This is a genomic window from Oleiphilus sp. HI0066 (assembly GCF_001635725.1).
The window spans coordinates 1-22,618 of record NZ_LWFH01000102.1; the positions used below are offsets into that span (position 1 = coordinate 1).

At 42.7% G+C, this 22,618-nt stretch carries 15 protein-coding genes and 1 pseudogene; 8 read left to right on the forward strand and 8 right to left on the reverse strand.

The window, feature by feature from the left end; genetic code table 11:
• Nucleotides 1-2,718 (forward strand): annotated as a pseudogene (locus tag A3738_RS30375) (hypothetical protein); the annotation flags it as partial.
• A 34-nt stretch (nt 2,719-2,752) separates the two neighbouring features.
• Here the strand turns inward: A3738_RS30375 and A3738_RS01545 are convergent.
• From A3738_RS01545 to dusA, 4 genes are all read right to left on the reverse strand, one after another.
• Entirely contained in the window at nt 2,753-3,469 is a 717-nt protein-coding gene (locus A3738_RS01545; RefSeq protein ID WP_068478359.1) for a glycerophosphodiester phosphodiesterase, read from the reverse strand.
• Nucleotides 3,466-3,909, reverse strand: a complete 444-nt coding sequence (locus A3738_RS01550; RefSeq protein ID WP_068478361.1) for a TerB family tellurite resistance protein — start codon at nt 3,907-3,909, stop codon at nt 3,466-3,468. Before A3738_RS01550 ends, A3738_RS01545 begins: the two co-directional genes overlap by 4 nt.
• Before the next feature lie 7 nt (nt 3,910-3,916).
• Nucleotides 3,917-4,861 (reverse strand): transaldolase, encoded by a 945-nt coding sequence (gene tal / locus A3738_RS01555; protein ID WP_068478362.1) that lies wholly within the window; start codon nt 4,859-4,861, stop codon nt 3,917-3,919.
• Nucleotides 4,862-4,960: 99 nt separating this feature from the next.
• The gene (gene dusA, locus A3738_RS01560; RefSeq protein ID WP_068478365.1) at nt 4,961-5,932 is read right to left on the reverse strand and encodes a tRNA dihydrouridine(20/20a) synthase DusA; all 972 of its coding nucleotides are present in this window, start codon (nt 5,930-5,932) and stop codon (nt 4,961-4,963) included.
• A gap of 172 nt (nt 5,933-6,104) precedes the next feature.
• Here dusA and A3738_RS01565 point away from each other — a divergent pair, with 172 nt between their 5' ends.
• Nucleotides 6,105-8,186, forward strand: coding sequence for an FG-GAP repeat protein (locus A3738_RS01565; RefSeq protein WP_197473511.1), 2,082 nt, complete (start codon nt 6,105-6,107; stop codon nt 8,184-8,186).
• A gap of 16 nt (nt 8,187-8,202) precedes the next feature.
• Here the strand turns inward: A3738_RS01565 and fabR are convergent, their stop codons facing one another.
• Nucleotides 8,203-8,799 (reverse strand): HTH-type transcriptional repressor FabR, encoded by a 597-nt coding sequence (gene fabR / locus A3738_RS01570; protein ID WP_068478369.1) that lies wholly within the window; start codon nt 8,797-8,799, stop codon nt 8,203-8,205.
• 18 nt (nt 8,800-8,817) lie between these two features.
• Nucleotides 8,818-9,294, reverse strand: a complete 477-nt coding sequence (locus tag A3738_RS01575; protein ID WP_068478371.1) for a MaoC/PaaZ C-terminal domain-containing protein — start codon at nt 9,292-9,294, stop codon at nt 8,818-8,820.
• Nucleotides 9,295-9,404: 110 nt separating this feature from the next.
• On the opposite strand from A3738_RS01575, the gene hrpA reads away from it, so the two are divergent.
• The 6 genes from hrpA (at nt 9,405) to A3738_RS01605 (ending at nt 19,783) form a co-directional block, all read left to right on the forward strand.
• Nucleotides 9,405-13,325: an ATP-dependent RNA helicase HrpA gene (gene hrpA, locus A3738_RS01580; protein ID WP_068502436.1), complete on the forward strand. Its 3,921-nt coding sequence runs from the start codon at nt 9,405-9,407 to the stop codon at nt 13,323-13,325.
• A 122-nt stretch (nt 13,326-13,447) separates the two neighbouring features.
• Complete coding sequence (locus tag A3738_RS01585; RefSeq protein ID WP_068478823.1) at nt 13,448-14,578, forward strand: beta-ketoacyl-ACP synthase III; 1,131 nt, start codon at nt 13,448-13,450, stop codon at nt 14,576-14,578.
• 27 nt (nt 14,579-14,605) lie between these two features.
• Complete coding sequence (locus A3738_RS01590; RefSeq protein ID WP_068478820.1) at nt 14,606-15,352, forward strand: VacJ family lipoprotein; 747 nt, start codon at nt 14,606-14,608, stop codon at nt 15,350-15,352.
• Between the two features lie 135 nt (nt 15,353-15,487).
• Nucleotides 15,488-16,957, forward strand: a complete 1,470-nt coding sequence (locus A3738_RS01595) for a DUF3336 domain-containing protein (protein ID WP_068478817.1) — start codon at nt 15,488-15,490, stop codon at nt 16,955-16,957.
• Nucleotides 16,958-17,014: 57 nt separating this feature from the next.
• Nucleotides 17,015-18,844: an ExeA family protein gene (locus A3738_RS01600; RefSeq protein WP_068478814.1), complete on the forward strand. Its 1,830-nt coding sequence runs from the start codon at nt 17,015-17,017 to the stop codon at nt 18,842-18,844.
• A gap of 3 nt (nt 18,845-18,847) precedes the next feature.
• Nucleotides 18,848-19,783, forward strand: coding sequence for a general secretion pathway protein GspB (locus tag A3738_RS01605; RefSeq protein WP_068473148.1), 936 nt, complete (start codon nt 18,848-18,850; stop codon nt 19,781-19,783).
• A gap of 37 nt (nt 19,784-19,820) precedes the next feature.
• Here A3738_RS01605 and A3738_RS01610 read toward each other — a convergent pair whose 3' ends face one another.
• Together A3738_RS01610 and A3738_RS01615 are read right to left on the reverse strand one after the other, a co-directional pair.
• Nucleotides 19,821-20,726: an alpha/beta hydrolase gene (locus A3738_RS01610; protein WP_068478811.1), complete on the reverse strand. Its 906-nt coding sequence runs from the start codon at nt 20,724-20,726 to the stop codon at nt 19,821-19,823.
• On the reverse strand, nt 20,710-22,618 hold a 1,909-nt coding region (locus tag A3738_RS01615; RefSeq protein ID WP_231876495.1), incomplete at its 5' end, for a DUF4105 domain-containing protein. The genes A3738_RS01610 and A3738_RS01615, both read right to left, overlap by 17 nt.

The window sequence follows — 22,618 nt, forward strand, 5'->3', positions numbered from 1 at the left end:
GAATTTTTAACCACGTCAAATAGTGTTAGTGATGCCAATGAGGATGCAGATCTCGATGGTTTAACGAATATTGAAGAATTGGTATTGGGCACGAACCCTTGGATGAAAGACTCTGACAATGATGGTTTGACTGATTTTGACGAAGTAAGGGGTGACCCGAACAATGTTACTTGTGTTCAAGATGGTTTGGTTGGCTTCGTCGCTTGTACTAGTAATCCCTTAGAGGAAGATACGGATGGTGATGGTCTAAGTGATGGCGAAGAGAGTGTAGGGGACGTTAATGGCAACAAAACTAATCCAAATCTCAAAGATACGGATGGCGATGGAATCGATGATGGTGCGGAAGTTGTAGCCGGTACGAACCCGACTTTAAAAGATACTGATTTTGATTTTCTGAATGATGACGTTGATTCAAATCCTCTAAATATCGATGGGGATAGCGATGGAATTCCTGATTTTGTTGAGGTCATTTTAGGAATAGATCCAGGCAATGATGATTCTGATGGCGATACAATTACTGACGGAAACGAGGTGTGGGTTTTTGGCTATAAATCTGACGACACGCTGTTCTATTTCGGAGACGATTTGAATAGTGATAATGTGCCAGATGAGGTCCTGAATAGCAGATACCTATCTCCAGGATGGATTCCTTCTCCAAGAACTGATTTCCACAACCCACCATTTAGAGAAGTGATCACTGACTTTGCCGGTCTAACGATTCCTGGCCTAGATAGGCTTTATGTTTGGTATGTGTCGGACCCTCGCTCAGAAGATGGTGACGGTGATGGTATTTTTGATATCGAAGAGTTGTTGGTTATTGAAAATGATGTAGCGCCGATTAACTTTGATGCTCCTGTCGATTTAACCGAAACGGATATGTCGCTACCTCAATCATTTGAGAAAATGAGAACGGAAAATCGCTTTACGCATAGCAACCCATTAAGCGTGGATTCAGACAACGATGGAATTCTCGATGCGAACGAAGATTATGATAATGATTACGCTAGTAATCTGAGAGAACATAATCTCACGGACTCTAGTTCGATTGTCGCAAATTCTGATACAGATAGTTTATTGGATGGTGTAGAGATTAACATCCTTATGACTCAGACGAATAAGGCGGATACGGATAGTGATGGTGTTAATGATGATGCGGAGCTTACCGTGTCTTTCGTCGATCCAGATGCGGCGACAGAATTTACTAACCCGCGTTTAGAAACGGGCCCAGGAAAGTGCTCGTCTCTTGAAGTAGAACATAGTGTAAATGGCGCAACCTATTGTTTTACAGTTGGGTATAAATCAATGCCTACGATTGCTGATAGTGACAATGATGGTGCTAACGATAATAGTGACGGATATCCTCTAGACAACGCTTGTTCGACCTTGACGAATGGTTTTCAAAGAGCTGATCGCATGCGCTGCTACGCTAGCTGGATGGCAGAGCAATCTGAAATAGGGAAGGTTGCATTCATCGATAATGCCTCTTATGAGCAATTTGCGTTTTACGCATCGAGTTGGGATTCCCTGATTCGTTATGATTATGTAACCGGCAATTACATTAGCCATATTGATGTATCTTCTTTGCCGGTTGACTTCGTAACTTATGAGTCGGCTCAAGACAAGCTACTTCTTGTCGGAACAAATGGGTCATTGCGTTCAGTTGACCTTGGGTCACCTTCAACCGTCAATACTTTGCCTTCGCTAAGTGTTGCGAATGGTTCGATCTTTGGCTTGCTGTCAGTTGACGACCATTTTGTTGTACAAGAAAGTGATGGACTCAGCGCTAAACTTGCAATGTACGATTTAAACGGGGGCTTTGTTGGACGAGTTGATTTGGATAATGCCCAATTACGAAATGCAGTATGGGTGGCTGGACAAGGCGTTTATATACCGATTGGCTCAGATACTATCGAAGATGTAGCTTTGGTGACTGTGGATACATCTGGTACTCCATCGATTGGTAATACAATTTCATTTGCTAATGCCGGTTGGGCCGGTTTACCAGAAAGTAAATTGAGTGTTGGTCTGGTATCAAAGGTAGGGGAGCCTGCTGCTTCTCGTGTCATCGTACCGAGCGGGTTTGCGTTGAGTCTAGACTTATCTGAAATATTGGCGTTGAGTCAAACGGAGTTGAGTCGTCATCTCAGACCATCTATGTATGAAATGCTTGTTCAGCAATCCACTATTGCTGGTCGCACCGAAGAAATATATACGGTTTCCTCTTATTTAGATAATTCAGGACTTGATGTCGCACCGAGTAACTTTATGCAAAATAGTGTGCAGATTCATGTTAACTCTCTAGCTACAGCCGGTCCGCCAGATAATCCAGCGGTCGAAAATGCATTTAATTTCGCTGCGACACGTCAAGATGAGGGTGTCTGGGGGTTAGCTCCGATTGGTTCAGAGATTGTTCAAGTTAAAGAGTCAAATGGCGTGATCAAGGTTCAGGGAGTTGGCTTGTTTGACGGTGCTGATGCTGACCAAATTCCTTGCTTCTATGAACGTCGTTATGATTTAGTGAATGATGCTAGTTGTGGTGTTCCAACCGTCAATTTAGGGACTGGACGCTTTGGTGACGCTGATAACGACAGATTAGTTAACCTAGAAGAGTACGATAATCTTACGGATCCTCGAAGTTCAGATACAGATGCAGATGGTTGGGGTGATTTGGATGAAGTGCTTGAGGGTACTAATCCTTTAGATCCGGCAGATTTTTAAATAAGACAAGATCGCTAACGCGAAACCTTTAGGTTTAGTTGTTAGCGATCGCCGTTGACGGGATGTCAGTAATAACGCTGTTAACGCCCATTAATCGCAGCTGATCAATACGCTGTAAATCATTCACCGTCCATACTGAGATCTCTTTTCCTGCTGATAGTATGTCTTTGGTAACGGTTTGATTACAGAACTTATCGTTAAGAGCAATGAGCTCTAGATCTAAATTTTTAGCAGTTTGCAGGGCTGTGTTTCCATTAAAATCGGCAACTAAACCGCGCCGAATTTTTCTATCGATCCGATGTATTTTATTTAGAAAATACGGGCTAGATGATGTAACGCTTACTCTCCCTAATTTAAGATTATTTGTTCTGAGGTATCGTGCAAGCTTGTAGGCGAGGATATCCATTCTTTGTCTACTCGTAGGTTTTATCTCGAATTGCCAGTCCCAAGTTTCAGGGACGGCATCGACAACTTGTTTTAAGGTTGGAATGAAGCACGATGTTGAGCATAAATGATCTGCTTTAGCGTTTAGCGTCTGAAGTTTCAATGATGGAATGTCGTGTATATTTCCCCGGTATCCCGTCGTTCTGTTCGTCGTAACGTCATGAAATACCATTAGTTCATGGTCGGAAGATAGCCTGACGTCGAGCTCAAAAGCGAAGCATCCATTTTGTTGGGCGTGAACAAAGCTAGGCACTGTATTTTCAGGAAGTTCTGCGCGTGCGCCCCGATGTCCAATGATATACGTCATGGTTTTGCTACATGCTTTGCTTCTGTGAACCTAGCGTGATCAAGATAAACGAGTTCGGCCACTCGGCGAATAATGTGCTCTTCGTATTTGTCTATTGATCCATCAGCATAAGCTATTTTCCATAAGCCAACGATGAGAGCGAATTTGTCTTTCTCTTGCAGATGCTCGTGAATGGTTGAGGTAAATTGGTGCAAAGAAGTTGAGTCATGCGCTGATTGCTCAGCATCTTTGATGATATCTGAAATGGTTGCATCGTCTAGGCTAAAAAGTTCTTTGCCAAGCTCTTTGATTGTGATTCGTTCATTTTCATCAAAGTCATTGTCGATATTAGCGATGATACACATTAGGCTAAAACAGCATAGCTCTATGGAGCTTTGCTTAACTTCAGGATTCGTTTGTGTAGCGAGTTCAGTAAAAAAAGCTTTTAGCTTTGATATCATCTAGTGCTCACCCTTTGAGTATTTGTTCGAGCTTCAGCTGATCAACAGCGAAATTTCTAATGCCCTCGGCAAGCTTTTCTGTTGCCATAGCGCTGGCGTTCAACCCCCAGCGGAATTGTGATTCTGAATAAGGAGTCGTGGTCGTTTCTGTTGATTTAGTAAACAACTTTTGTTCCAGTGGGGCTGTATCGTTTGATAACTCTTCTAATAATTGCGGGCTAATAGTAAGCCTATCGCAGCCCGCAAGTTGCTCAATTTCCCCAGTATTTCTAAAGCTGGCACCCATGACAATAGTATCGTACCCGTTGCTCTTGTAGTGATTGAATATTTCTTTTACTGATAAAACGCCTGGGTCTTCGCAAGGCTCGTATGTCTGTTTATCTGTGTTCGATTTGTACCAATCTAGTATTCGACCAACAAAAGGAGAGATTAAATATGCACCAACGTCCGCTGCAGCTTGCGCTTGAGAGAAATCAAATAAAAGTGTTAAATTGCAGTTAATTCCTTGTTTCTCAAGAGCTTTTGCCGCTTGAATACCCTCCCAAGTTGAAGCTAATTTAATGAGAACTCGCTCCTTTGGGATGCCGGTATCTTCATACATTCCAATAATTCTTAGTGCACGTGCAACCGATTTTTCGGTATCGAAAGAAAGTCGAGCGTCTACTTCAGTACTAATTCTTCCTGGGATATGTCCTAATATTTCTTTGCCAATAGAAACCGCCAGATGATCACAAGCTAAATCTAGTTGGTCTTGACTTGATGCTCCATTTTCAAGGCCGTGACTCTTAGCATTATTCAATAGCTCAGAGTATTCAGTAAGTGAAGCTGCCTTAAGCAATAGCGAAGGGTTGGTTGTTGCATCTTGAGGCTTCCATTGTTTAATTGCTTGTAAATCACCTGTGTCGGCCACAACAACAGTCATCTTTCTTAATTGGTCTAACTTGTTCGACATAATGAAACTCAATGAGTAATGGGATATAGGTAAACGTAAACTAATGCTCTAGATAAAAAACCGATTTGCTTCACACTAAGAGTCATTGAATGCAAATTGTTATTCAACGTAAGACAATGCTTTTTCTAGGACCTCAATGTCTGCACCTAGCTTGTGCGCCTCTTCGCTTATATGCCTTCGAAATTGTTTGCCACCCGGTTGTGCGTGGTATAGGCCTAAAATATGGCGGGTAATGTAGCTAAGTTTCTGACCATGTCCTAGCTGTTGCTCAATGTAGGGGTACATCTGCTCAATAACTTCATGTCTTTTTAAAACCTTGGATGGAGTGTTGTATAACCGTTGATCCACTTCCGAAAGTAGCCACGGGTTATGGTAAGCCTCTCGACCAAGCATGACGCCATCTACATTTTTAAGATGATTTTCTGCTTCATCAAGGTTTTTAATTCCTCCGTTTATAATGATTTCTAGGTCTGGAAAATGTTGTTTTAAACGATATACCCAATCATATTTGAGGGGAGGGATCTCTCTATTTTCTTTCGGGCTTAGACCATCCAAAATTGCAATTCTGGCGTGAACGATGAATGTAGAGCATCCGGTTTCTGCGACAGTGCCGACAAAATCACTCAAAAACTCTTCGCTATCGAAGTCGTCTATACCGATACGATGTTTGATTGTTACAGGAATGTCGCATGATTCTCGCATTGCAGAGATACAACTAGCAACGAGGTCTTTATGCCCCATTAAACAAGCGCCAATCATATTATTTTGCACTCGATCACTTGGACAGCCTACGTTAAGGTTGACTTCGTCATAAGCACGCGTCTTAGCTATTTTGGTACATTTGGCAAGATCTTTAGGGTCGCTGCCTCCAAGCTGAAGAGCAATAGGATGCTCTTCTTCGTTGTACTCAAGGTGCCGATCTTCATCTCCATATATAATGGCGCCAGTCGTGACCATTTCTGTGTACAACAGCGAGCGCTTCGTTAGTAAACGAGCAAAGTAGCGCTGATGTTTATCAGTCCAGTCCATCATAGGAGCAATCGAAAAGGTGCGATCAAGTTGCTTGGTCATAGTCCACTTAAATGAATTGATAGATGTATTGAATAATCTTTTGCGGTAACCCGCATATTGTACATGATCTAGAAATATAAAGACTTGTCTTAAAAACTGTGTACGGACTCTCTAACAATAATTCAAACATCGATATAATCTTGGGCTCAAAGAATTATAGTTGGAAATTGTTTTGTCTCTTCGTGCACTCGTTTCTTCATTAGTCTGTATTGTTTTTATCTCTGCGTGCTCTCGTACCTATGACGTTGATGCAAACCCGGTTCTGGTTTCTCCTGACGAACCAGATTGTTCGATTGCTCCATTAGCAAGCCCCGTTGTCAACGAGATTAAGTTAGTGTCCAAGGGAGCAGATTTACTAGAAGCCCAGGTGCTATACAAAGCGCAAAGCTTGGTTGCATCAAGTCTTTCAGAAACCTTGTTTTTAGAACCAGCTAGCAATTTGTTTTTTGTTTACCTCGATGTGCTTGATGCCGAGGAAGATGTTTCGTTAGCTGACGGATCGATTGCTGAAGTAGCAAGTGTAACGGCGTTAATTGCTGACAATAACAATCAAACAGGTCCAGTTACGGTGGATAATCGATTAGAAGTACCTTTTGAAATAGTGTCTTCAACCTCGGAAATTGATGTGAATTTCGAGATTTCATATAGATTCGAAGAAACTCGTTCTGAATGCGAGTTCTTAGGAGTGGTCATAACGGATGAAGTGACTGACCCTGATGGCAATGTCGAAGAAATCAGTCGTGTCCTTAGAACTCTATCTGAGTCATTTGAAATAAACTTTACTATCGATCGTAGCCCTTATGAGAGCTCGATTGAGACATCTCAAGCAAACTCGAATTCTGATATTGAAGATAAAAAAGCAAGCTCGGTGTCCGGTACTGGATTGTTTTTAGCGGTCGGAGTACCGGGTAATGATGGCGGCGATACTAGTTTCGTTCCTGCATCTGATGCGGTATCTAATACAACTACTTTAAATAGTGGTGCTGTTCAGCTCTATCAGCGTGATTTAGAGAATGGTTCACTAGAGTTTTGTGGTTTGGTCAAAGCAAGTAATGCGCGAGAGAATGATGCATTTGGCTCGAATGTCCTTGTGCGAGGAGATTACTTGTATGTTTATGCTTCAGGGGAAGATTCCGACGGGGTTGGTGCATATTCTTTAGCTGCTGCAGGGTTAAACTTAAATTATTCTCAGTTCGATAGCGGAGCTGTCTATGTCTACGAAATTTCGAATTCATGCGTTGCGCAAGAGGTTGGTTATATTAAGAATCCAGACAATGCCTTGAATATTGTTGATCCTAAAACGGGTTTTGGTTCGGCATTAGCAGAGTTCAATGGCGAGTTGTTTGTAGGGGCTCCACAGCAGCGTGAAATTGGTGGTAGTGCTCGACAACTTGGTAAGGTCTATCAGTTTTTTAGAGAGTCAGGGAATACGTGGCGTGCACAAACCAATACTTACCAACATATATTTGAGCATTCTGGACAGGCTTTCGGTGCGTCTTTGGCGGTAAATGATCGATTCCTATTAGTAGGTGTACCAAATGATGCAGCTTCACCGAGTGATTTAGCTTTATCTAATGGTAGAGCGAGTGATTTGCAAGATCTTATTGATAACCCGGTTGCTGCAACCCTAGTTAATTCAGGATCTGCGTTATTGTTTAACAAGGCGTCATTAAATGGCACGCCAGTCGTTAAAGACTATCTTAAGCCGAGCTTTAATGATCAGGGTGATCGATTCGGTTCAAGTGTTGCTTTGGCGGGTACTACTTTATTTGTGGGAGCTCCGTTAGAAGATAGCAACTCCTCGGTTATTAATACCGGAGAAAATCAGAATAATGCGCCGGTTGGCGGAGGACCATTAGACGGTAATTATGGTGCGGTTTATCAGTATATGCTTGATGAGTTTGATGCTCTATCGATTAGCAATTACATCAAGGCTAAGCAACCCTTATCTGGGGCTAATTTCGGTGAGGTGATTGCTGCGGAAAATCGTTACTTGGTGATTGGTCAGCCGAGTGCCAGTTTCGAACTCAATAGCTCAACAATTCCTGCTCATGTAGAAATATATGATCATCAAAGTATTAGTGAAGCACCGGTATACCTGAGTGTATATGATGACGAACAAGCTTTAGGTGGTTCAGTATTGAATGCTCGAGTTAAGTCTCTTTCATTGTTCGCGGGTATGTTAGCAATAGGTTTGCCGGAGGCAACGATTGATGGAGACACAAATGCTGGTGCGTTTGCTATTTGGGATTAGCCTGAGTTATTGAAGGCTATATCTCTGTTTTCAACGCACCAAGCATGACGAGTTTGAGTTGGCTTATAGTGTTGTCTCTCAGAGCTCGTTTTTTAGCTTTATCTAAAAATGTAAACTTTGCTCCCATTGCAATAATAATCGCGATCATTGCTTCAGCTACATTTTGCGTGTCTATATTTCGTGTAGCGCGAGACTGAAGATAATCACATAGCTCGTTGACGAAATTATCTACTTCCAGACGAACAGCGCGCCTGAATTCATCGGAATAGCCCACTTGTTCTTGTAATAGAATACGAAAATGCATGGGATATTGTTCGAGAAACTCAATGAATGTATCGGTGGAAATATCAATTGCGCTGTCCGTATCATCGATACGTTGTCTTGTTTTTCTGAGCATCTGTCTCAGAAATAGACCAGCTTCCTCGACAAGAGCTAAACCAAGCTCTTCCATATCTGCGAAGTGTCTATAAAAGGAAGGAGCGGCGATACCTGCTTCGCGAGTAACTTCTCTTAGGCCAATGCTATCAAGGCTTCTTTGATTAGATAGAATTTTAAGCGCGGCATCTAAAATGGCTCTGCGTGTTCTAAGTTTTTGTTCTGCACGCGTCGTCATTAATAGTTACCTTCAGATTTATGTTGTTTCGATTTCGATTCTTGGCAGGTGTGGTTCTTGAAGCGAAACTTTGTCAGTAGGGGCTGCAATCAAAGAAGTGCCAGTAATAATCTCAATATTATCCTGATTTCTAACCGAGCAGTCCATCTCAACACGGTTGTGTGCTAGCTTCTCTTTAACAGTTAGCGTCACTGTTAGTGTGTCTCCGAGTCTAACAGCTTCGTTGAACTTTAAATTTTGCTCCAGATGTACTGTTCCGGGACCTGGAATAACAGTAGATAAAGCCGCAGAAATAAGAGAGCCTGCCCACATTCCATGGCCTATACGCTCTTTGTAAGTGGTTTTTTTTGCGTATTCCGCATCCAAAGTAACGGGGTTTACATCGCCAGAAGCAGCAGCAAATAAAACTAGCTCATCTTCCGTTAATGTTTTTGTGAATGTGGCATAATCCCCGACGTGTAGTTCATCGTAAGTAATGTTTTCGATAACCCGCATAATTGGCTTCCGCTATAACAAAGTCTATTCAAGTTAGAATAGGCCACAATCAAAGCGAATCAAACGTCATCGTGTAAGCGTCTGTATCTAAAGAAATTAAAGAGAACCTAGTGTCTGTTTCCGATCAAAACAATATTCAACAATATGATTTGTCTAAATGTTTATTGCGCGATGAGTATGCGATAAGGCGTAAACTGTCCCATGCGGCAAAACTCAATGACAGTGATCGCCAAAAACAGCTTCAGAGCTTGGATGAAAAGTACCAGAAATCATGTGATTTAGTTGAGTCGAGAAAGCAGACACCTGTCACTATTACATATCCTGAAAATTTGCCCGTCTCACAACAGGTTGACGAGATTAAGGATGCGCTTCAAATCGCTCAGGTTGTCGTTGTCGCTGGTGAAACAGGTTCCGGTAAAACGACTCAGCTTCCTAAAATTTGTTTGGAGTTAGGTTTAGCTAATCGTGGATTAATCGGTCATACCCAACCACGTCGTTTGGCCGCCAGAACCGTTGCTAATCGAATTAGTGATGAGCTCAATACAGAATTGGGCCACGCGGTTGGCTATCAGGTTAGATTTACTGATCAGTCCTCGGACCAGACCTTAGTCAAGGTCATCACGGATGGTATTTTACTTGCCGAAATTAAAAATGACCCGTTTTTAAACAAGTATCAAACGCTCATTATTGATGAAGCGCACGAACGTAGTCTGAATATCGATTTTATTTTGGGCTATTTAAAGACCATTTTGCGAAAGCGAAAAGACTTGAAGGTAGTGATTACCTCCGCGACGATAGATGTAGAGCGTTTCTCTCGCCATTTCGAAGATGCTCCTGTTATCTCAGTGGAGGGACGAACCTTTCCTGTAGACGTGAAATATCTCGATGGTGGGCGCGATAATGAAATGTCTTTACCTGAAATGGTTCAGCGCGCTGTAGAAACCTTGCAAGACGATGAAAAGGAGCGGGGGTGGCGCATTGGTGATGCACTTGTTTTCCTTCCTGGAGAACGCGAGATTCGGGAAGTAGCAAAACATCTGCGAGATATGGATTGGCGTGATACGGAAGTAACGCCGCTATACGCTCGCCTAAGTAACGAAGAGCAACAGAAGATATTTCGAAGCCACTCTGGTCGTCGTATTGTGCTTGCGACGAATGTTGCGGAAACATCGATTACCGTGCCAGGTATTCGCTACGTGATTGATAGCGGTTTAGCGCGAATGTCCCGCTATAGCGTTCGTTCAAAAATTCAAAGACTTCCAATTGAAGGAATTTCTCAGGCAAGCGCGAATCAACGTAAGGGGCGTTGTGGGCGTGTTGCAGAAGGCATATGTTATCGGCTTTATAGTGAAGACGACTTTAATTCCCGCCCCGAGTTTACTGATCCAGAGATTCTAAGAACAAACCTTGCTTCAGTTGTCTTGAAGATGTTGGATGTAGGTTTGGTTGACGTAAAGAAATTTCCGTTTTTGGACATGCCAGAATCGAAGCTTTGGAATGATGGTTTCAAGCTTTTATTTGAACTTGGTGCAGTCAACAAAACTAATAGAATTACTCGTTTAGGTAGAGAAATCGCAAAACTGCCAATCGACCCCAAACTCGCGCGCGTCTTGTATCAAGCAAAACAACAAAACTGTCTTGATGACGCCCTGATTGTTGTGAGTGGCTTGGCTATACTAGATCCTCGCGAACGCCCAGTTGAAAAACGTCAAGCTGCGGATCAAGCCCATGCTCAGTTTCGAGATAAGGACTCGGATTTTGCATCACTAGTACTTTTGTTTAAACATTACGAAGAGCAACGACAAGAACTTGGTTCGAGTGCACTAAAGCGCTATGCGCAAAAGAACTTTTTATCGTTTATGCGCATGCGAGAATGGCGTGAGATGCATCGTCAACTAGTCATTGCTTGTAAAGCTTGGCGTGAACAAACACCTGATGTTGAAGCATCAGACTCACCCGTGACAGACGATCAAAAATCCTTGAAGTATCAAGCGCTGCATGAATCGTTGCTTTCGGGATTTTTATCAAACATCGCGCGTCATGATGAAAAGCGTGATTATCTTGCCTGTCGTAACAAGAAGATTCAGATATATCCTGGGTCTGGTATCGCGAAATCCAAAGTCAAATGGTTAATGTCTGCGGAACTCGTTGAAACACAACAAGTGTTTGCGCGTATGAATGCGCGCATTGAAGCAGGTTGGGTTGAACCTCTTGCTTCGCACTTGATTAAGAAGTCTTGGAGCGAGCCGCATTATCAGCGCAAGCGCGGGCAAGTATTAGCGTATGAAAAAGTCACGTTATATGGACTTGAAATCGTTGCAAAACGGCTCGTTAATTTCAGCTCTGTGAATGAAGTTTTTGCGCGAGAAGTTTTTATTCGTAGCGCATTAGTGGAGGGTGAATATCGTGGGCGTGTAAAGGCGATCAAACTCAATCACGCTGCCTTGCAAGAGCTAGAAAAAATAGAAGATCGTACGCGAAGAAAGGACGTTGTCATTGATGATGAGGCGCTATATAGCTTGTACGATGGCCTACTGCCAAAACATGTTGTGAGCGATGCTGCGCTCGAAAAATGGTATCGCCAAGCAAGCGAGAATGACAAGCTCCGTCTTGTCTTTAGTGAAGAGCAACTTAAACTAGATAATGCCGCGAGCTTTGATGCTGGGATGTTTCCAGACACCCTAGAAAACAATGGTATCAAGTTTCCTTTAACATACTCCTTTAAACCAGGAGCTGCGGAGGATGGGATCAGTATTAACGTTCCAGCGCGCGCAGCAAGGCAGGTTACGGCCGCGCGCCTTGAGAAGTTAGTCCCTGGTTTACTTAAAGAAAAATGCACGCAGTTGATCAAGAATTTACCTCGAACACTGCGTAAACACTTTGTACCTGTTCCGGATACAGTTAATAAAATCTTTGAAAAAGTCGAATCCAGTACTGATCCCTTATTAGAAAGCTTGGCTGCGCAGCTAAAGTATCTAACAGGCGTTAATGTGCCTATTGAAGCGTGGAATGTTGATTTGCTCGATGATCATTTACGTTTGAATATCCGAGTGCTTGATGACAATGGAAAGTTAATTACTCAAGGAAGGGATCTCGTTAAAGTTGTAGAGAAAGCTGATGAGTACTTAAAGGATAAGCCAGATGCAGACGCTCAGGATTCAGTGCGCAATGAACAAGAGGTATTAGCGTGGGATTTCGATCTGCCAGAGTCTATTGAAGTTTCCCAAGCTGGTATCAGACTGAATGTATATCCTTGCTTGATCGATAAGAAAAAATACGTTCTTAAGACTAACGAGAATGATGAGCATAAAGCGCAAGAACAAAGCCGTTTGGGAATGGCGCGCCTTCTGTTTTACAAGTTAAGTGATCAAATCGCTTTGTTGCCCAAAGAGATCCCTAACTATAAACAAATGGGCTTGTATTACGCGCCAACCGGAAGAGCTGAGGCTTTGTACGATGACTTTGCTCTGTCTGCGATTGCACATCATTTTCGTTGCGATGAAATTCCAAGAAGTTCCGCCGAGTTTGAAGAACGCTGGCAGGCGGGTCGAGGAGACTTTGTCGTTGAGGCTAAAAAACATGCTCAGTTAGTGAATGAGATCCTCAAGGAATACCATGAATTGATGAAGCTATTAAAGGGAAAAATCAATTTTACGGTAGCCATGTCTGTCGCAGATTTAAAGTATCAAATACAGCACTTAGTATACGATGGATTCTTGTCGCAAACTGATTACAAGCAGCTAGAACATTATCCGCGTTACTTGAAGGCTTGCACATTGCGCTTCGAAAAGATGGGGCGTGAGCTAGCACTTGAGAGGAAAACATTGCCGTTGTTAAAAGACTGGTGGGAGCAATACCGAAGTCGCTTAGACGCACACAAAGCGCAAGGTATTTCTGACCCAGAGTTAACAAGATTTCGTTGGCTAATTGAAGAGCAGCGCGTATCATGGTTCGCCCAACAATTGGGCACGGCTGAGACCATCTCCGAAAAACGTATCAATAAACAATGGCAGTTGGTGCGACGAGTTTAACTCGGCGCTGAGAGGTGATTGATTTAAGTTGTTTATTGGTGTCTTCAAGACTAATGTCTGATGATGCTTCTTAGTGGTGCGCGTCTCTGACGAGAATAGATAATTTATAGAAGGGGAAATTAGTGTATAAAGCGGCGATAACCGGCACAGGTTTGTTTACTCCAACGCAGTCAATTAGTAATGATGAGTTGGTAGAAAGCTTTAATAGTTATGTTGCGGCATTTAATGCAGAAAACGCAGCTGCCATTGAAGACGGAAGCGTCGCACCCTTACAAGAATCTTCTTCTGCTTTCATAGAGAAAGCTAGCGGAATTAAAAGCCGTTATGTGATGAATAAAGAGGGTATTCTTGATCCAATGCGCATGGCGCCGAATATCCCCGAACGACCAAATTCTGAGCCGAGTGTTTTATGTGAAATGGCAACAGCCGCCGCAAAAGACGCGCTGGCTCAAGCCAATAAAACGGTAGCTGATGTTGATGCCGTACTTGTAGCTTGTTCCAACTTACAGCGAGCTTACCCAGCAATATCTATTGAAGTTCAACAGCAGCTTGGGATTGACGGCTTTGGCTTCGATATGAATGTTGCATGTTCGTCTGCCACATTTGCTCTTCAAACTGCGCTTGATTTGGTGAAAGCCGGAACAGCGCGGTCCGTACTTGTTCTGAATCCTGAAGTCTGTACAGCTCACCTAAATTTTAGAGATCGCGATAGTCACTTTATTTTTGGCGATGTTGCGACTGCTATTCTTGTTGAAAGACAGGATTTGATGTCTGTCGATACGTATTACGAAGTGGTCAGCGCAAAATTAAAAACAAGTTTCTCGAATAATATTCGTAACAATTTCGGTTTTATGAATCGTTGCGCTCCAGAAGCGCAAGCCAACGCAGATAAGTTATTTGTTCAAGAGGGGAGAAAGGTATTTAAAGAGGTTTCTCCAATGGTTGCCAATATGATTGTTGAGCACCTCGCAGATAACGATTTCACTCCAGACCAGCTCAAGCGAATGTGGCTGCATCAAGCTAACTTAAATATGAACCTTTTGATTGCGAAGAAGGTCTTAGGTCGACCTGCAGAGGAAGGCGAGGCTCCTGTGATATTAAATGAATATGCTAATACGTCATCTGCAGGATCAATTATTGCCTTTCATAAGTACCGTGATGACTTGGCCGTTGGTGATACTGGTGTGATTTGCTCGTTTGGCGCAGGTTACTCAGTTGGCAGTGTTATTGTTAAGAAGTGTGCGAAGGTCTAAAACTAGAATACTAATAAGCTACAAGTTATGTACGGAACCACATTGATTAAAAAATGGATTTTTATCTCTCTCGCCTTAATAGCCTGCTCGGCTAGTTCTGTTCGAGCTGAAGAACTTTCAGAAACTGAAGTAGATCCCTACGAGGGTTTTAATCGAACCATGTTTGCGTTCAATCAAGAAATTGATCGCTATGTTTTAAAACCTGTTGCCCAAGGTTATAACTACGTGATGCCTAAGTTTATGAATATAGGCATCACGAATTTTTTTAATAATCTTGATGATGTAGAGACGTTTGCAAACAGTATTCTGCAAGGGAAGCTCCACAATGCAGTTGTGTCGCTTAATCGCGTAATTTGGAATACAACTTTCGGGTTGGCTGGTTTTATTGATGTCGCGACCTACTTCGGCTTGCAGAATCAAGAGGAAGATTTTGGGCAGACCCTAGCGTTTTATGGTTATGAAAATAGCAGCTATATCGTTTGGCCTTTTTTAGGTCCTTCCACCTTTAGAGATACCTTAGGGCGCGCAGCGGATACTTACTCTGATCCGCTTTATTACACAGATGAATTATCGAGTACGGAAAAGCTCGCATTAACAGGGCTCAAAGTTCTTGATATTCGAGCAGATCTCTTGAAGGTTGAACACTTAATGGCTGGATCTGATCCTTATGTCTTTGTTCGCAATGCCTATTTGCAAAATCGTAACTACCTCATACGTGATGGTGTTGTGGAAGATGCCTTTGCGAATGACGACTTAGATTTGGAGGACTTTTAAGCCTTTAAACAAATGCGCAACAGTTAAATATTCACTTCTCTTTTACATTCCTTCACATCAATACTCATCAACTCCACAGATGTCTTAATTGCTGTCCGCTATATTTTTTTAAAAGACGGCAGGAAAAGGTTTCTCGTGGAAAACAAGCAAGCGTATATAAAAAAACTAAAAGGCTACTTAAATGAGTCAACAAGCTATGCGCAATGGAATGAGATCGCTTTAACCTTAGATCACACGCTCGACAATCAGCAATGGAAGCTGGAACCCTATTCAGATATTTATAATTTTGATGTGCTTTCAGAGCGGATGCATGCCTTGCGTAACTTGCGTTTGCGTGAAGACTTAGAGGGTTTAGGTCGTGCTCTTCGTGAAGGGCTTCATCACGACTTGGGGAATATGGGAGACCCAAGGCTATATTCCGTTTGTTACGTCGGCACTAAACGTCTTATTGATGATTATGTCGAAGAGGTATGCGTCGCGCTACAATTTCTTTGCCGACACCCTAAATCTTCGATGCTTCCAGCTCAGCAACTTGATTTTTTCAAAGCAATTCTCCTTAGTTATGGCCGACCGGCTTTGTTGATGAGTGGTGGCGCCTCGTTAGGAGCATTTCACTTAGGTGTAGTTAAAGCGCTTTGGGAACAAGATCTTTTACCTCAGGTTGTCGCAGGATCAAGTGCAGGGTCTATCATTGCTGCCTTATTAGGAACGCATACTGATGAAGAGCTGCCAGAGTTTTTCGACCCTGAGAATTTGAACCTTAAACCCTGGAAATGGGCGGGTATCTTAAATGGTCTTCGTGGTCGCGGGTTTATGGAGCAAAGTAAACTACGCGAGTCGATTCGTTACTATATCGGTGACTATACGATGCAAGAGGCCTTTGAGAGAACTGGCCGCAGTGTCAATATCACCGTGTCCCCTGTGAAGCATCAGCAAAAAGAGAGGCTTTTAAGCGGTTACACATCGCCTAACTTAATGATGTGGAGCGCGGCGCTGGCGTCTTGTGCTGTTCCTAGTATCTTTCCTCCTGTTCAGTTGCAGCAAAAGGATGAGAAGGGAAATCATGCGGCCTATATGCCAAATATGCGTTGGGTGGATGGAAGTGTGGTTTCTGACTTGCCGATCGAAAGGTTGATGCATTTGCACGATGTTAACTTCAGCATCGTTAGTCAAACAAACCCGCATGTTGTGCCGTTTCTAAAAGAAGAGCATGCCGACAAGAATCGTTTACGCGATTTACCGAGTAAAATCTTGAAAGGAGAGCTTCGCTTCCATGGTCAAGCTGTGTCTGATTATCTTCGTAAGCACAACCAAAATGAAATTGTTAGACAAGGCGCAGGCCAAATCTATTCCATGCTTTCGCAACGTTATCAGGGTGATGTCACTTTATATCCCAAATATAAGTTGAGTCATTATGCGAAGGTTCTTTCAAATCCATCAAGCGACTTTATTTCAGAGCTAATGATGCAAGGTCAGCGCGCTACTTGGCCGCGTTTAGCTATGATTCGAACTCACGCAAAAATTAGTAAGACGCTCGAGCAGTGTATTACTGATCTGAAAAGCGAAGTCAGAACACATAAAGCGAAGTTAAGAGTTATTGCTTGAATCTTGGCTTTTAGTTACTCTTTGTTAATTAACTAACAATGTTTGTTCTTGGAAGCTATGTACCTCGATTATTTCGGCTTAAAAGAAGCACCGTTTTCTATCGCTCCTGACCCCCGTTATTTGTTTATGAGTGAGCGCCATCGCGAAGCCTTGGCTCACTTGCTCTATGGCGTTCAAGGCCAAGGTGGGTTTATTGTTCTTACGGGTGAAGTGGGAACAGGTAAAACCACAATTTGCCGTTGTTTTTTGAATCAAGTTCCTAGCAACACTGATGTTGCTTTTATCGTTAATCCTAAACTTTCCGCACACGAGCTTCTCGCCTCTATTTGTGATGAGTATGGAATTGAGTATGAGAGAGATGCTTCGATTAAATCTCTCAACGATGCATTGAACGCATACTTATTGGATGCTCACGCAAAGCAGCGCCACACGGTACTGATTATCGATGAGGCTCAGAACTTAGCGTCTGATGTATTGGAGCAGTTAAGGCTCTTGACGAATCTAGAAACGTCAGAGAAAAAGTTATTGCAGATCATCCTTCTTGGGCAGCCTGAGTTACGTGATATGTTGGCTCAAACTGAGCTTCGTCAGCTGGCTCAGAGAATCACAGCGCGTTACCACTTACAGTCTTTAAATCGCGTTGAACTTGGTGCTTACGTGTCTTGTCGCTTGGCTGTTGCTGGTAGGAAACCGCGCTTGTTTAGTGATAAAGCCTTGAACCGACTATACAAGCTCAGTGGCGGCGTTCCGCGTTTAATAAATTTGCTCTCTGATCGAGCGCTATTAGGCGCCTATGCAAGCAATTCAGATCAGGTTGAAGTTGAACATATCAAACGTGCTAACTACGAAATACTCGGTGAAAGTCGTTCTGCGTGGGAGCGTTTCGTCTTTCAATACGGGTATCGAGTAGTGGGTACCGCGTTGGGGATCACTTTGTTTGTTGGTCTCGGCGTATGGTCTAAGCCGTTTTTGGATAGCATCACGCCTTTTGTTGATTCGTCAGTAAATAGTGTCGTCGAAGTGACAAAATCTCCTGAGAAAACTATCTCGCATATAAATGAACAGAAGGATGAGGTTGATGTCGATCAATCTTCTGCACTTCAAACTCATGCACTTGTTTTAAAGCCAGAAAACGGAGAGCAGGTTTATATCAATGACTTTGAAGAAGCTTTGTCTTCATCACCAGAGTCGTTAGTAGCATATGTAGAAGCTCCTAATCCAGATACGCGCCTGCTACAACAGGTAATGGAGAAGAGTGCCCCTAAATCAGCCGGAAGCATCCCTCTTGCTGCTGTTAGTGTTGATTTAGGTGGCCGAGAAAAAGGTAAGAAAGATAAGTTACAAGCATTTCAGTCGCTTTTTGAAAGTTGGAATTTAAACTACGTTGAAGAGCCTTTCCAATTAGCATGCGAGTTTGCCCAAGTGAACGGACTTGCGTGTCTTCATAAGCAAGGAAATTGGCGTAGTTTGATACGTATTGACCGTCCTGCCGTACTCACATTGTTTAATAATCAAGGCCAGAAAATTCATGTTGCCTTGTTAAAGATCGAAGGTGATTTTGCTCTGGTAGAGCATTCGGGTGAAAAGTTTAGAACCTCTCTAGATGATATTGATCGTTATTGGTTAGGCGAGTATTCAGTGATATGGCAACTCCCTCCTTATAAGTCTGGAATCGTCACACCGGGACAACTTAAAGAAGGTGCATGGTTGGAGAAAGGCTTAGCCGAAATTAACCCTGAGACCAAAGACTTAAGCTTGCAAGAGCAAGTGATTGAATTTCAGCGTTCTATGGGGCTTGTTCCTGATGGTATCGCCGGTAGTCTGACCTTAATTCAAATGAATAATTTGTTGGAAACCGACGCACCAAAGTTATTAGGAAACTCATAACAAATGTCATACATACTAGAGGCCCTCGAACGCTCAGAACGGGAACGTCAGCAACAAGGCCAACCATCTTTTAGACAAGATCAGCACTTGTTGCATCTTCGCCAGCAAAAACGATTTCCTTGGATAGGGTTACTCGTAGCGGTTCTTTTCTTAAATGCACTGGTGTTTTTGTATATTCACTTTTCGTCTTCGTCTGTGATAGTTGAAACGGCAGCAGAGCATAAAACGCAGGCGCTAAATCAAACTCCAGTTGTGCCAAAAGCTAAAAAAATAGGGGCGATTGATCAAAAGTCTATTGAGCAGAATCCCCATACTTTGGTTGACGATAAATCGGTAAATCGACAGAAGTCTGAAGACGTAATCGTTTCGGTAGTAACAAAAGCCCAAGTGTCCGATCAAAATTCAGTGGAAGAAAGGCGATCAATTCTTATTGAGCCGAGACTGCTGTCAAATCAGGATGCTAATCATGAAGAGTTGGACTCGGGTATTAATATCTCCGCGCTTGATAAGAAAATCAATCAATTAGATAAGGAACGTTTAGAATTGAGCCCTTTAGTTCAGTTGTCCGATGTTCCGCTCGATAGTAATGACGAAAGTGTCAATGATGTTGGGCTCTCTGCCAACTTGGAAGGTGAAGATAGCTCTTCTTTGCCTTTATCCTCATCGCAAGTGCTCGAGTTAAATAATCAATATCACGATGTCCTGTTTTTACATGAAATAAGCAATTCTGCGCGTCCTCGTGTTCCGAAGCTTCTGTTTAATAGCCATATCTATAGTTCTGATCCGAGTGCTAGACGTGTAATGATCAATAATATTTATCTGAGAGAAGGGCAGATGTTTGAAGGTATGACTGTCTTGCTGATAGATGAGAATCATGTGGTGTTTGAAAAGCAAGGGCAGCAATTCAAAATTGCTGCTATGCGAGATTGGTTGGGTTAAACGCGGCGTTTAATCAGAGATATATTTCGCTGTGTGTCTATTGGGCGTTTGTTCCGCTGTTTGATGCTAAGAAATTAAGTAGTGTTTTGCGCGCTTTTTCATATGCCAGGCCTTGCGTGTGTAAGCCCAATGTTTGATAGCTAGAAATATTAAGATCGTTTTGTTTAGCGATCGCTTCTAATTGCGTGAAGTGACGATAGTCGACGACAGGATCATTTTTGCTGTGCATCAGTAATATCGGAGTTTGTTTCAGTTCTGAGATATGTTTTTCAGGGTTATAGTCGCTTTCAATTAGACTCGCTGGAACTTGCACAAGCCACGTCAACCAGTGTTTTCTCATTGCTTCTCGCGCTACTTGGGGCCAGTTGGCCGGAGCAGATTCGCTGATTAAAGCGTTGATAGTTCGTAGATCTTCATCCGTCTTATTTATGTTCGCTGCATAGGTAATTGCTAGGGCTCCCCCCATACTCTGACCAAATACAAAGAAAGATTGTTCGGATCCTGCGAGCCGAGTGCTTATCCATCGGTGTGCGCTTTGTATGTCGATAAATGCGCTTCGTAGTGTCGATCCACCTTCTGATAAGCCATAACCGCGGTAATCTAAAAGAAATACCTCATAGCCGAATTTAGTTAGCCATGCGACTGAATTGATATGTGTGCTGATGTTCTCCCCATTGCCATGCAGATATAGGATTGTTCCTTTCGGGCTTTGTCCTTTACTAGGTTTGATCAGCCAGTTAACAAGTTTAAATCCCTCCGATTCAAGCGTAACAGTCTCATATTCGACGTTGAGATCGTTTGGGGTTTTGTAGTGTTGCTGGTGGGGAAAAAACAAAAAGCTAGATAGGTTACTGCAGCCCACGCTTGTTATAAGCGCAAAAATTAATAATAGACGAATAGGAATAGAACTGATGTTATGAGCTAGATTAGAAGTACCACGCAAGGCCGATTTCTCCCGCGGTTTGATAGTCTTTGGTGATGCTTTGATGTCGTTCTAAGTTAGATTCTGAATACGATACCCCGAGACGAAGGCTGGTATTAGAAAACGCAGCGACACCAACTCCAAGGTAGGCTATTTGCTGATTAAAATTTGCTCCGAGTAGAGAGTAGTGACGCTCCCAATACGCATTGAAATTAATGCTTCCAGTTTGTATTAGCCAGTTGAGTTTAGGACCGCTATCGATGGTAAATCCTTTATCGATATCTGAGTCGATGTATGCGCGTGAACTGAGCAACACACTGCTAAGCAAATCGATATTGCTCGTAATAGGCGTGCGATAGCTGACGCCGGGGCCTGCATTGAGATACGGCATTAGTTCGTCAGATTGATAGATGTTGCGCGTCAGGCCTGTAGAAACAAACCAAGAGATAGGTTTGATGAAATTATCTCTAGGTGAGAAAGAGCGAATATCGATGGCTCTAAATTCTTCAAGTTGAAATTGAGCGTTTGACTCTGGCTTATCAAGATAAGACTTAAACTTCGCGTGAATGATTTCGAGTTGAGCTCCTGGGATATATCCCAGTACAGGGTCTAAGAAATCATGATAAGACATCCGAAGATCAAGTCCGATGTAATTGCCATCTATGTCATGACCGGAGCGCGCTAACCAGCGGTGAGATCGATGGCCTTGGTCATCACGTGTTTTAGGCGTCGGTGTACTCGTAAAGCTTTGATCTACTTTAATTTTACTTCGTTCGGACAATAGTCTGATTGTACGCTTATTGTAATACGCAGCTTCATCAGGCTCTTCTTTAGCTCGGTATCGCGCGATGGATACTGCAAGTTCTATTGCCTGAGCTTTATGTTTGTCACTTAACACTGATGTTGATGTGAGCTCTGATACTTCCCGATTTCGTTCATTTAATAGCTGTTCAGCAAATTGCTGTGTCGCATAAGAAGTTTGATTACGGCGGTGCTTTAATGCTGTTTGCATCGAAGGTCTAAACCTTGCGCTCTTAATGAGTCCGGCTTCTTGCAAGGCTCTAACTGTATCGGCTGGAATTACATCTGTGCTGAATTGTTTTGATAACTCAAATCTTGTACTAGAAGCATCGAGAAGTGTTAGAAGATGATACGAGCAGTTCTCAGTAAAAAAGTAATAGTCGAAATGCGTATCTTTAATCTCCCAGACATGGAGCATGAATAGCTGCAATTCCTGATTGTTTATGTCTAGTTCGTATTCCCACACATCTCGGGATTCAAGGTAATTGTATTCTTTTACTTTTTCATAATACGGCAATACCGAAAAAACACCTGGGTAACCTCCATTCAGGCCTTTGTAGCTAAAAACAAGTTCGTTATCGTTCGGGTCGGCGTTGGCAGCATAATTAATACTGTACGAAAGTAGATCGCTTTTATGTGTAGAGCTGTCGATGCGCATTAGGGTATGACCAAACATCGATGAAGGGCTGTTCAAATATGCCGCAGGAAAGATCAGTGTTAAACCCTGCGCTGATACATCTTGAAGAAATTGCTTGAGCTCAGGACAGTTTAAATTTTCATTGGTTAAATAGCCGTGGCTTTGAAGCCAGGTAAAGCGAGCAGGATATTTACATCGGTATTTGTTGAAGTCTGTTCCGAAAGTTGACATCGCTTCAATGGTGGCACTGAGTTCACTTTTGGGATTGGTTTGTCCGTCAGGACTCAGAAAAAAACTAGGATCGTCGACTTGGCTTCCTTGCTCGGAAAGAATGCCGACCTGATGATAGTGTAAGAGGTCTAGCCATTGTCGATCATTAGCTAGTTGGGTTAGATCAGAAGCAATACTTTTCGTCGTTGGAAGTAAAACAGCCAAAAACACGAGAATAATTACGAGTAAGCGCATACATCCATGC

Coding starts and splice junctions, on each gene's coding strand:
- A3738_RS01545 (WP_068478359.1), bottom strand. CDS start 3,469: ATGACGTATATCATTGGACATCGGGGCGCACGCGCAGAACTTCCTGAA.
- A3738_RS01550 (WP_068478361.1), bottom strand. CDS start 3,909: ATGATATCAAAGCTAAAAGCTTTTTTTACTGAACTCGCTACACAAACG.
- tal (WP_068478362.1), bottom strand. CDS start 4,861: ATGTCGAACAAGTTAGACCAATTAAGAAAGATGACTGTTGTTGTGGCC.
- dusA (WP_068478365.1), bottom strand. CDS start 5,932: ATGACCAAGCAACTTGATCGCACCTTTTCGATTGCTCCTATGATGGAC.
- fabR (WP_068478369.1), bottom strand. CDS start 8,799: ATGACGACGCGTGCAGAACAAAAACTTAGAACACGCAGAGCCATTTTA.
- A3738_RS01575 (WP_068478371.1), bottom strand. CDS start 9,294: ATGCGGGTTATCGAAAACATTACTTACGATGAACTACACGTCGGGGAT.
- A3738_RS01590 (WP_068478820.1), top strand. CDS start 14,606: ATGTACGGAACCACATTGATTAAAAAATGGATTTTTATCTCTCTCGCC.
- A3738_RS01600 (WP_068478814.1), top strand. CDS start 17,015: ATGTACCTCGATTATTTCGGCTTAAAAGAAGCACCGTTTTCTATCGCT.
- A3738_RS01605 (WP_068473148.1), top strand. CDS start 18,848: ATGTCATACATACTAGAGGCCCTCGAACGCTCAGAACGGGAACGTCAG.